This window comes from Halomonas sp. (genome assembly GCF_014859505.1).
GTDB lineage: Bacteria > Pseudomonadota > Gammaproteobacteria > Pseudomonadales > Halomonadaceae > Halomonas.
Genome location: NZ_JACUUD010000118.1, coordinates 1 through 7985 on the forward strand (window position 1 = coordinate 1; position 7985 = coordinate 7985).

Annotated in this window: 4 protein-coding genes and 1 pseudogene; 1 reads left to right on the top strand and 4 read right to left on the bottom strand. The window is 60.1% G+C overall.

Going from position 1 to position 7985, the window contains the following annotated elements:
* From IBX53_RS13040 to IBX53_RS13055, 4 genes are all read right to left on the bottom strand, one after another.
* The coding region (locus IBX53_RS13040; RefSeq protein ID WP_290909929.1) for a hypothetical protein at positions 1–1173 on the bottom strand (1173 nt) is incomplete at its 3' end.
* Complete coding sequence (locus IBX53_RS13045) at positions 1170–4382, bottom strand: poly-gamma-glutamate biosynthesis protein PgsC/CapC (protein ID WP_290909931.1); 3213 nt, start codon at positions 4380–4382, stop codon at positions 1170–1172. The genes IBX53_RS13040 and IBX53_RS13045, both read right to left, overlap by 4 nt.
* Positions 4379–4762, bottom strand: coding sequence for a response regulator (locus tag IBX53_RS13050; RefSeq protein WP_290909932.1), 384 nt, complete (start codon positions 4760–4762; stop codon positions 4379–4381). The genes IBX53_RS13045 and IBX53_RS13050 overlap by 4 nt, the downstream gene beginning before the upstream one ends.
* Positions 4755–7400, bottom strand: coding sequence for a CHASE2 domain-containing protein (locus tag IBX53_RS13055; RefSeq protein WP_290909934.1), 2646 nt, complete (start codon positions 7398–7400; stop codon positions 4755–4757). Before IBX53_RS13055 ends, IBX53_RS13050 begins: the two co-directional genes overlap by 8 nt.
* 321 nt (positions 7401–7721) lie before the next feature.
* Between IBX53_RS13055 and IBX53_RS13060 the strand changes: the two are divergent.
* Positions 7722–7985, top strand: a pseudogene (locus IBX53_RS13060) (hypothetical protein); the annotation flags it as partial.

The following is a 7985-nucleotide window of genomic DNA, read 5'->3' on the forward strand; positions in this document are numbered from 1 at the left end:
ATGGGCGCGCAGGTCGAGGCGCAGGGAAGTGCCAACGTCATCGCCGGGCAGAATCTGGAAAGCTACCGTAAGCCCCTGGCCCAACTGCCAGGCACGAAGGTAGCGTGGCTCGGAAAGGACACCCTGTTCGGGCGCCTCGACCGACCAGATATCGAGCATGCCGGGTTGGTTGGCAGCCACGACCAGCAGCCCTGGCGAGAGGGACAGCTCGCTTCTCGGCGGCTCGCCTGCGGGTATCACCCTCTCCACCCGAGGCTCCTCGAATTGCTCGGTCACATGGCGCAACTCGAGCTCGGGCTCGAGACCACCCTCGACAAGGGGCATGAACTGGAGACGGTACTCCCCTGCCGCCTCGATGGGCAGCACACCCAGCCGATCCGGTGCCACATAGAGCCCGGAAGAACGGGGCATGAGGTTCGGATCGATGAAGGGCTCGGCTCCCTGGATGCTGAACAGGGTGCCCTGCGAGGGGTTGGTGCCGACCGGTCCCACCGGCTGCCACTGGCGCTCCAGCAGGTTGAGCCGTTCCTGTCGGGTCAACAGTTCCGGCGGATAGATAACACCCTGGGCCAGACGCTCTCTCCTTGTCTGGCTCAATCGCTCCCAGGCCACGGAGGCCCGCCTCTCGCTCATACGCTCCTCATAGTAGACGCGGACGGCAACGTTCTGGAGGGGCGTCGCCAGCGGCGCCAGACGCAGGCGAACGTAAGCGGTCCGGAGCAATCCCTCCAGTTGCAGGTTGAACGACTGGCCTGTGCCGACAGCAAGCTCCCTGTCGGTATAGAGGTTGCGGGGCACCGGCATGCCATCCTTGAAGAACGGCAGAGGTATCCGAGTCTCATGGGTGTAGTAACCCACATGCAGGGAGCGCCTGTTAGCATCCAGAAGCTCGTATTCCAGGGCATAGCGCAAGGGGGTCTCCGGCTGGGTATCGACTCCAGCGCCTGCATGGGTCAGGATGCGCAGCCGCGCGGCCTGGCTGATGACGGGAAAGGTAAGCCATTCCTCCTCGGGCAGGAAGTACACCGTCGAGGGGCGGGCTTCAAGGTCGAGTTGCTGGGCAAAGGCGGGTGGCGGAGGCGGTACCTGAAAGAGCGAGCGCAGAGGCTGGTAGAGAAAGGCTGCGATGTTAGCGACCAAGAGCAACAGCAGCAGGCGACCCAGGATTCTCATTCACCGCCTCCCGCTCGCAGCAGAAAGGCCCGTTTGGCAATGAAGCCTTCGAGCTCCGCTGCCATCCTTCCCGATGCCAGATCGATCACCTCCCGGCCAAGAGGATTCAGGTTGGCGATCGCCATAACGGCTCGGGATTCAGCCGTCGCGGATACCAGCAGAAAGGCCTGCCGCGAGTCGGTATCAAGCACCCGAGCAAGGTGATACCCCTGCTGCTGCAGCTTGCGCAGGGCGACAATATCCCGGGTGTCCATGTAATGGATCAAAAGCGCCTCGATGCCCTCCACAAGCGGCTCTTGCGAAAGGCCCCTGCGCTCGACCTGCTTTGCCAGGGAGCCTGTGACGGTCTCTACCTCTAGAGCCTGGAACTGAAGATGCTGCTGTCGGTCATCGGAATGAAGGGCGAAAGCGCGCCGAGACAATGGTGCGATCCAGACGATGGCGAAATCCGTGTCGGTGGCGGCATCCAGGTAGCGAGTCTGGGCACTTCGAGCCACCTCGTAGCCGACAGTCTCCTCCTCACCGAGAACCTCCTCGGGGGCTAACCCCATGCTCTCGAGGGTCTGGCGCAGTCTTTCACGCAGAGGCAGCGGCGCGGCGCCGGGTCGCAGGCCATCCTCGAAGGCCAGTAGGCTCGGCGCCCGGGTGGTGGCCTGCTCGCCCATACCGCGCACCTGGGTGATCAGCAAAGGCTCCTCGCCGGCTTCACGCACGAGCACCTGATGCGCGAGATTGAACAGGCTGCGCTGATTGCGGGGGTCCAGCACATCAGAGCCACCTGCCGGGTCGAGGAAAGGATGGCTGCCGGCGATGAGAAGCGCCCTTGCGTCCAGCTCCTGAAACAGCGTGATGCCGGCCTCGAGCGTATTGATCTCGTAACGCGGGCGCGGCACCTGGACAACCTGGGGCGACGCCACGCCGGTGCGTATGACGAAGGTGCCCCATGGCTGGGAGAGGGAGGGATCTTCCACGCTTTCCAGGATCAGGTAGCCATGCCCCCCAGGCGGGTCATCCAGGTGAGTTATGCGATAGCCAAGCCCCCGGGCCAGGTCATCGAGATAGCGGAGTTCATTCAACCTCTCTTCGGACCATGCCGCCTGGGGGCCGCTCGAGGCGGTCGCCAGAAGGGGGCTCAGGACCTCGATATCGAAGAACAGCAACTCGTCGACTCTCGGCTTGCGAAAAGCGAGACCTTTGACCTCTCGAACCATGGCGGCTCTTTCCATCAGGTAGTCGCCAAGGGCACCTTCACGGGCAACCAGAGGCGAAGACCCTGCCCCCACGGCCTGGCTGCGAGCCAGCAGGGGCCGCAGCGAGTCGGGGTTCAGGTAGAGCTCGGCGAAGCCGCTTCGTGTGCGCTCACGCTGTACATTGGGAATAGACGGGACCTCCCAGCGCAGAGTCACCTCGCCCAGAAGCCTCTCCAGAGACTGCAGCTGCAGATCCTCGGGCAACTGCTCCTTCACCAGCAGCTGGGTTGGCATGGCCATCAGATCAGATACCCCGGGTGTCCGAGCACCGAGGAGCTCGCGTGCTGCCGTGCGGGTGATGAGCCGCACCTGGAGTGCATTGCGTGGGCCGAAGGTCTGGTGAAACTGATGAAAGAAGGTTCCCGGATTTCTTGTCACGTCGAGGCCGCCGGCAGTGCTCTCGCGCACACGTACACTGCTGACAGCGAGTGCCGCGGCCTGCTGGTCGCGAAACAGCGCCAGGCCAGCCTCCGTGATGCCCCGCTCGGCGATGGCCGCCGGAATCTCGACCACCAACCGTCCCTCGGGACGGGTATCGATAACGAAGGTTCCCCAGCCGCGAGGCGCCCCCGCCTCGCTCAGGACCAGGTAGCGATCCTCCGCCCGGGATATGGCGTAATCGAGCTCCATCAGCCCACGCTGGGCCTGCTGGAGCCTGGCCGGATCCCTATCCTTACGGTAGCTGTCGAGCGACGTTAGAGCCTCCTGAAAACGGGCAAGCTGTGTCCCGCTGGGTTGCGGGAGGTTCTCCCGACCCACCACGCCATAGTCGATCACTCGCTGGCGCAGGAGAAGGTCTTCGAGGGTCATCTGGGTTACCGAAGGCGACGCGAGGGGCTGATCGTCGGCGGCCTCGCTGACAAGCTGGGCGGGGATGAAGCTCAATGCAAAACCGACAAGGCTGGCCACAACGACGGCAGTGAGGGAGGTCTGCAAGGTCGCCCGCGTGACCCGGATGCCGATATCCTTATCGTGCATCTTGAGTGCCAGCAAAGTGGATATGAGGTAGCCAAAAGCAAAGAAATCCGTGACCTTTACCCAGGGGGCGAACAACTGGAGCCCGTGACCCAGCATAAGCTTATAGAGGAAGGCCACGCTGAAGAAGAGAAGCAGCTTTCGTGCACCGGACAGGTTGATGTTTCCGAAGAACGGAAGCTTCAGGAGGAAATAGACGGAAAGGAGGATGATGCCCACTTCGGCGAAAGTGAAAAGCAACCGGGTGGGTTGATACCACTGCAAGGCCAGAAGCGAAGGGATCAGTATGCCGTTGAATTCCCATGCATAGTGTAAATTCATGCGTGAGGCGATGAATGCCGTGGTCAACAGGATAATGTAGGCCTTGGGGCTGGCGAGAATCGAGCTCGCGATATCCTCATAGAGGTAATTGAGATTGCTGACCGAGAAGTTGGTCAATTCCATCAGGCCGAAGCGAACAAGCAGGAAAGTGACAGCGACCGTAATGACCAGCCAGAAGGTGCCCCGCAGGAGTCCCGGTTTCCAGAAGTTGTTGGCTATCAGCGCCACGATGATGAGCCCGAAACTGTGCAGATTGTTGGCGTAGTCGAACTCCAGGCCGAAACTTGCATCCAGCCATGCCCCCAGGGCAGGCAGCCAGAAGGCATCGAACACGACCCGAACGATGACACTGGTCAACACCAGAGCAAAGAAGCGATCACGACCAAAGAAATCCGCCAGGCCAAGAAAACGAGCCCCCAGGATGGAAAAGGCGTAGACCAGCAGATAGGTGACGATGCCTTCCCCGACGATCACTGCCACACTCCAGGGCTTGATCAACAGAAGAGGCACTAGGTAGCCGGGAACAACGAGTCCCGCCAGGCTCCAGCCGAAGCGAAGGTTGAAGAAGGCCACGACAGCCACACCGACCCAGACCGTAGTGATGACGGAACTGGCAAGACTACCCTCCGGGAAGATATGCAGGGGCAGCAGGTCCCAGCTCATTGCTCGAGCAGCCCTCGCAACAGAGTACTGAGCGCTTGGATATCCACGGGTTTGTGTGCCACGGCGTTAGCTCCCTCAGCCTTCAACTCGTCATCCAGGCCCGGTTTCACGGTGCCGGTAAGCATGAGGATCGGCTGGCCAAGCCTCTGATCCTCCCTGAGCCAGCGCAGCAGATACTTACCGTCCAGCTCGGGCATCCAGAGGTCCAGGATGAACAGGTCGGGCACCTCTTCGACAACGTCCTGCATCGCCTTCCTGACACTCGGCGCATGCCTGATGTCGTAACCTGCCCGGCGCAGGACGAAGCCTAGAAGATGAGCCACATCGGCGTCGTCGTCGACGAGAAGGATGCGCTTTTTGGTCGATATAGAGTTACTCATCAAGGGAAAAACCTGGCAGTTGTACTTCGAAATGGATGCCTTGCCCGATAGCCGTCCGTGCCTTCAACTTACCACCTCCCAAGGTCACCTGGTCCACCGCTTGCTTGAGACGGTGCATGACAGGAGTGGTAATGGGTGCCGAACCCATCATGATGGCCTGCAAGCGTTCTTCAGGCATGCCGTATCCGGTATTCTCCAGGATAAATGAGTCCCAGAGCTGGCCAGCTTCATGTCTCTCTTCCAGGCTGATCCGTATCGCGCCTCCGGGGCTGGCATCATCGGCAAGTACCGCGACGATGGCATCCAGGATATTCTCGATCCGCGAAACATCGACGCGAACGAAGGCATTGAACGGAGGGGGAGCCAGCTCGAGCTGCAGATCTCGCGCGGCGAGCCGGGACTCCCAACGTTTCGCCAGATCCTCGGCCAAGGCACTGACGCTGACGGGAAAGTCCGATAGCTGGTCAATGTCCTGGACGGCATTGAGAATCTCCTGGGAGCGATTGAGGGTCCGGGACATCTGCAAGAGCTTGCGCTCGACAAGCTCGGCAAATGCCCTCTTTTCCGAAGCGGTGACGTCGTCCTGGCGCAATAACTCGGCCGACAGGATGGCCGCCTCCAGTTGGTTGCGCAACTCGGCATTGATCTTGTTGTCGAGTTCGTTTTTCAGGCGTTCCAGGCGCACCAGGTAGGTGACATCCAGCAGTTCGAGCAAAAAACCGTGTATCCGAAAGGGGCTGGAGGTCAAGGCCGTCTCCATTTCGCTTGCCCTCAGGGGGCGCACATTCAGCGAGAAGAGGCCTTCAACGTTGGGCAGTTTAGCCGAGAACGTCAGACCCTCATCGGTCAACACCATGTGCTGGAGATGCTCTTTCGCCACCGAAAGAGACATTCCACCCAGGATAGAGATGGCATCGGCAGCAGTCATGGTAAAGATGGGCAGACCCGAACGCCTGACCAGCTCCTCCATCTTGCGATTGACCTCCATCACCTTGCCGAAGAGATCATAAAAAATGGTGCTGGTGTGAAGGCTGTTGAAGACATTTTCCAACAAGGAAAGACGACGCTCGAATAATTGAGACACCTCATTCAGAGACGCGTATTCGGATTCGATCGAGTCGAGTCGCATCAGCTGACCCCATCGGCTGGCGTCACTGCGCTGTCGCATCTGCAGGAGCTGGCGGCGATAAAGAAGCTCGCCGATCTGATTGCCGAAATCCCTCAGCAAGGAGAGAAACAGCGGGTTGGCGTGAATCGTTTCCTCGACAACCTCCCCGCTGAAGAAGCCCATGACCTGACCATCGAATTCCAACGGCATGAGAAACTGAAGGCGACCCGGCGCCGCCCCCTTAAGGAAGGGTTGTTTGAGAATGATCGGGCCCGACTCTGCCAGGGCACTGACATAGGGTTCACGTTCGACATCACGACGGCGCTCATCGATATCCTCCAGCGAACAGGCATATGCCTTCACCTCGCGAAAATGCTTTCCGTCGGCCGGACGCTCCAGAAGAATGGCCCTTTCGAGGCTCAGCAATTGGGTCGTCAGTACGATGATCTGACCCCAGGGATCCTGGCTAGCATTGAAGTCAGTGGGCAGGAGACGCTCGTGAAAGCGGCGGCTGCTGGCCCTGAGAAGCTTGTGAACTGTCTCAGACTCCAACCGCTGCTCCCGGCGGGAAAGCAGATACCAGAGAAGAAGATGGAAGGCGATCAGCGATGCCACGGGAAGGACAGCGCCGAGGAAGTGCAGGGACAACCAGCCGGCTATAAGCAGGAAAATGGTACCACCGATGGAGATGCCCAGGGATCGGCGTACGCCCAGCCGGAAATAAAGCAGTGCAGCGACTGCCAGTGTCACAAGCAAGAGAAGCAGGTTCTGCCACCAGGTGGTTGAACGCAGCGGTTGCCCCCTCAGCAGGGTATCCACCGTATAGCCGGCATACATCAGGCGGGAAACTTCCGCCTCTTCCGGCAAGGGGGTCAGGAGGGGCGGATTGGTGGGATCAATGCCTGCTCCCACCAGGACGACGCGCCCTGCAACGAGATCCCGGGTGAGATCACCACGCAGGACCCTCTCGGCGAGGATGACCGGCAGGTAGTTCTTGCCCGGACGGAAATCGATCAAGAAGGGGGCTTGAGGGTCGAGTCCCTCGGTTCCCCGGCTCACCACTGCGGCTTCGGTACTGATATAGCGCTCGCCATCGAAGATGACCTGGGGACGATGCACACCCAAGCTATCCTGTGCCTGGGAGGGAGGCAGCGTCAGGACTCCGGGCGCACCCAAGACCTGTGCGGCCGTCTGACCGATCACCACTCCCTCGCGATCGAGGGCTTCCAGGTGTGACTCGGAGAGGCGTGTGGGTCGGCGCAGGAACCCGATACCCCGGGGCTCGAACTGCTGAAGCTGGGCGACCAGCTCGAGCCACTCCTCGTCTTGAAGCTGCTCGAAATCGGCCTCCACCAGAAGCACCTGTGACACCGGCCTCTCCTTGGGATTGAGCAGGTGATACTGCCAGTGTATCCAGGCATCGGGGAGCTGAAAGACCCCCAGTGCGCTGGTCAGCCAGATCACGGCAAGAGTGGCCAATGCAATCAAGGGGCCGACGAGATGCCAACGGCTAGGGAGGGCCAGAAACATGAGCGCTGTAACCTGAGGGTCAGGGACCGGATCTTTGCAGGACACGCGGGATAGCCGTCAAGGATCTCTCTCGATCGACGTTTCCATCATTATCGTCATGGAAAGACACTGTGAAGTGAAATGAATCATTAGCGACAGGTCAAGCTTACAACTGGTAAAAACCGTCTTCCATTTCCGCCATTCAACGCAACCGACAACCTGCCATGTTTGGGAAGCACCGCCTTACTGCGCTAGAGTCAATGAAGCGATGCAGGCCTTCACTATCACCCCATAGCACCGCTGTCTCGGTCAGACACCATGCACTGCCAATGGAATCACCTTATGCAAAAGCCCTCCCTGCCCTCGAACGAAGCCTTGCGTCTGGCCAATCTCGGCGAATACTACATCCTTGATACGCCGAACGAGCAGGTATTCGATGCCATCACGACATTGGCCGCGAAGATCTGCGGCACTCCCTATGCGTTCATCGCTCTGATCGATGCCCACCGCCAGTGGTTCAAGTCCACCTACGGCATGGATGTTCGGGAGTCCGCACGTGAGGAGAGCTTCTGCGCCCACGCCATCCTCGGGGAAGGGCTCATGGAG

Excerpts from the sequence above, each read along its gene's own strand:
- IBX53_RS13055 (WP_290909934.1), bottom strand. The coding sequence starts at position 7,400 with ATGTTTCTGGCCCTCCCTAGCCGTTGGCATCTCGTCGGCCCCTTGATT.
- IBX53_RS13050 (WP_290909932.1), bottom strand. The coding sequence starts at position 4,762 with ATGAGTAACTCTATATCGACCAAAAAGCGCATCCTTCTCGTCGACGAC.
- IBX53_RS13045 (WP_290909931.1), bottom strand. The coding sequence starts at position 4,382 with ATGAGCTGGGACCTGCTGCCCCTGCATATCTTCCCGGAGGGTAGTCTT.